Below are 2,432 nucleotides of genomic sequence, written 5' to 3'. Positions count from 1 at the left end.
GGTTTCCGGTACCAAAGGTCGCAGGTTCGATTCCTGTCGAGGGCACTCCACCACATGACGAAGCGCCGCCCACTCGGGCGGCGCTTCGTCGTCCATCCGGCCGATCAGCCCCGGCGTGCGCGCGACGGTGTGCGGGCGTAGACCTCGCTCCAGGTCGGACCGCCCTCCGCCCACAGCGGGCCCGGGTCCGCGGCGCGCAGTCGACGTGCGTCGTCGCGCAGCGGCGAGAGCGAGGGCTCCCACGAGGCGAGATCGTGGATGCGCCACGACTCGTGCACGCGACGGGTGAAGCGGCGCCCACGCCACTCCATCACCACCCAGGGCAGCAGCCACACGACGGCGCCGACCGCGGCGCTCGTGTCGGTCCCGGTGAGCTGGTGCGCGGCGACGGCGGCCGCGATGCCGAGCAGGAACCCCGCACCGGGCCAGACCGTCAGCAGCGCCCACAGCAGCCGGTCGCGCGAGGTGGTGTCGGGCGGGAGCACCTGCAGGTGCTCGGTGACCATGCCGTGGCCGCCGACCCGGCATTCGTACGACCCCCACGCGCCGGTCTCGACGCGGGGGAGGCGGAGAGCATTCGTCGTCATGACCCCACGCTCGCCCGGTCGGGGCGCCCGCACGGCGATCCTGGCGGAATCCATGCGTCCGGCCGCCGCGGACCGACGGATTCCGAACGGCGCTCAGTCCTCGTCGGTGACCGCGCCGGTCGCCTCGGCCTCCTCGACGGTGTGGCGCGAGCCGAGCTCGTCGGCGACGGCGCGGCCCTGGTCGACGGCCTCCTCGCGGCTCGAGAAGCTCGCCGACAGCTCGGGGCGGCCCTCGACCGCGTTCTCCCACTGGCCGCGGTTGGATCGGGTGGTCACGTCGTTCTGAGTCATGGCATCCATGTCACACCCGGCGATCGCGAGCAGCCCCCGTCTTGACAGGCGTTGTCAAGACCGAGACGGGTTCCGGTGCCCTCTTGGGATGCTGGGGGAACTCTCGAAAGGGGTACACCATGAGCATCGGAGCCGGAATCGCGCTGTTCGTCATCGGCGCCATCCTCGCGTTCGCGGTCAACCTGCCGAACGACTACGTCAGCCTCAGCATGGTCGGCTACATCATGATGGGAGCAGGGGTCGTGGTCTTCCTCATCGGCGTCGTGCTGCTGGTGCGTCGTCGCCAAACCGACACGGTCACCCGCACCGAAGGAGTCGGGGGCGCCCAGGTCACCCGTTCGACCACGCGCTCCTCCAACGACGACCTCGTCTGACGACTTCGGGGTCCATCCCCGGAGGCACCACATGAGCGAATCGACACCGACCGTGGCATCCGACACGGCCGCGGAGGATCTTTTCGACGGACGGTACCGGCTGGGACGCCTGCTGGGCCGGGGCGGATACGCCCGCGTCTACGAGGCGGTCGACACCGCCCTCGAGCGGACGCTGGCGATCAAGATCATCGACGGCGACGGCGCCGATCCCACCGACGTCGCGCGCGTGCGATCCGAGACACGTCTGCTGGCGTCGCTGTCGCACCCGTCGCTGGTGACGCTGTACGACGCGCGACTCACCTCGGCGCCCGCGTACCTGGCCATGGAGCTGATCGCGGGTCCCACCCTGGGCGACCGCATCGCACGCGGGCCCCTCCCCGGGCCCGAAGTCGCGCGCATCGGCCGCGAGGTCGCCGAGGCGTTCGCCGTCATCCACGCGCGGGGCATCGTGCATCGCGACGTCAAGCCGTCGAACATCCTCATCCGCCCCGCCGCGCACACGGGCGAGACGCCGCGGGCCACCCTCGCCGACTTCGGCATCGCCTCGCTCGTCGGGGCGACCCGTGTCACGCGGGCCGACACCGTCATCGGCACCGCCGCCTATCTCAGCCCGGAACAGGCGCGGGGGATGCCGGCCTCGCCCCGCAGCGACGTCTACGCCCTCGGGCTCGTCCTGCTCGAGGCCCTCACGGGCGCGCGGCCGTGGTCGACCGCCACCCCGCACGAGGCGCTCGCCGCACGGCTCGTGTCGACGCCCGACATCCCCGCCCACGTCCCGCTGTCCTGGCGCGAGGTGCTGTCGCACATGACCGCCCTCGACCCCGCGGACAGACCGGACGCCACCGCCCTGATCGTCGCCTTGCGCACCCTCGCGAACACCGACGTCCCCCGGCCGCCGGTCGGCGCGGACGCTCCGACGGCGCGTCTGGCCGCCCCGACCGCGGGGATGCCGGGCGGCACCGCTCCCACCCGCGTGTGGGACGCGGGCACCGACCGCGCGAAGAGGCGTCCGTCGCGGCGCACCGTGACCGTGGCATCCCTCGTCGCGCTCGTCCTCGCCCTGGGGGCGGTGACCGCCGTCGTGGTGGCGAACGGCCAGGGCGCTGCCGCGCAGCCCGAGCTGCCGACCCTGCCGCAGCCGTTGGATCAGCACATGGACGATCTGTACCGGGAGGTGGCC

The 2,432-nt window shown here is 72.6% G+C and carries 4 protein-coding genes; 2 read left to right on the top strand and 2 right to left on the bottom strand.

Translation table 11 applies throughout. The features are described 5' to 3' along the window. Window positions 1-104: 104 nt before the first annotated feature. Window positions 105-587 carry a DUF6611 family protein gene (locus tag DBR36_RS11095; RefSeq protein WP_108319365.1) on the bottom strand — a complete coding sequence of 161 codons (483 nt, stop codon included), beginning with the start codon at window positions 585-587 and terminating at the stop codon, window positions 105-107. A 93-nt stretch (window positions 588-680) separates the two neighbouring features. Further along, window positions 681-878 carry a DUF2188 domain-containing protein gene (locus DBR36_RS11090; protein WP_108319363.1) on the bottom strand — a complete coding sequence of 66 codons (198 nt, stop codon included), beginning with the start codon at window positions 876-878 and terminating at the stop codon, window positions 681-683. A gap of 119 nt (window positions 879-997) precedes the next feature. Here DBR36_RS11090 and DBR36_RS11085 point away from each other — a divergent pair, with 119 nt between their 5' ends. Further along, entirely contained in the window at window positions 998-1,252 is a 255-nt protein-coding gene (locus DBR36_RS11085) for a DUF6458 family protein (protein ID WP_108319361.1), read from the top strand. Window positions 1,253-1,283: 31 nt separating this feature from the next. Continuing rightward, window positions 1,284-2,432, top strand: a 1,149-nt coding sequence (locus DBR36_RS11080; RefSeq protein ID WP_108319359.1) for a serine/threonine-protein kinase, incomplete at its 3' end; no start/stop codon positions are given.

This window comes from Microbacterium sp. HMWF026 (assembly GCF_003061325.1).
Lineage (GTDB): Bacteria > Actinomycetota > Actinomycetes > Actinomycetales > Microbacteriaceae > Microbacterium > Microbacterium testaceum_E.
Note: the sequence above shows the minus strand (reverse complement) of the source record. Positions and strands in the feature narration are given on the sequence as shown.

What these genes read in the sequence shown, in the direction of transcription:
- DBR36_RS11095 (WP_108319365.1), bottom strand. Translation starts at nt 587, where the DNA reads ATGACGACGAATGCTCTCCGCCTCCCCCGCGTCGAGACCGGCGCGTGG.
- DBR36_RS11090 (WP_108319363.1), bottom strand. Translation starts at nt 878, where the DNA reads ATGACTCAGAACGACGTGACCACCCGATCCAACCGCGGCCAGTGGGAG.
- DBR36_RS11085 (WP_108319361.1), top strand. Translation starts at nt 998, where the DNA reads ATGAGCATCGGAGCCGGAATCGCGCTGTTCGTCATCGGCGCCATCCTC.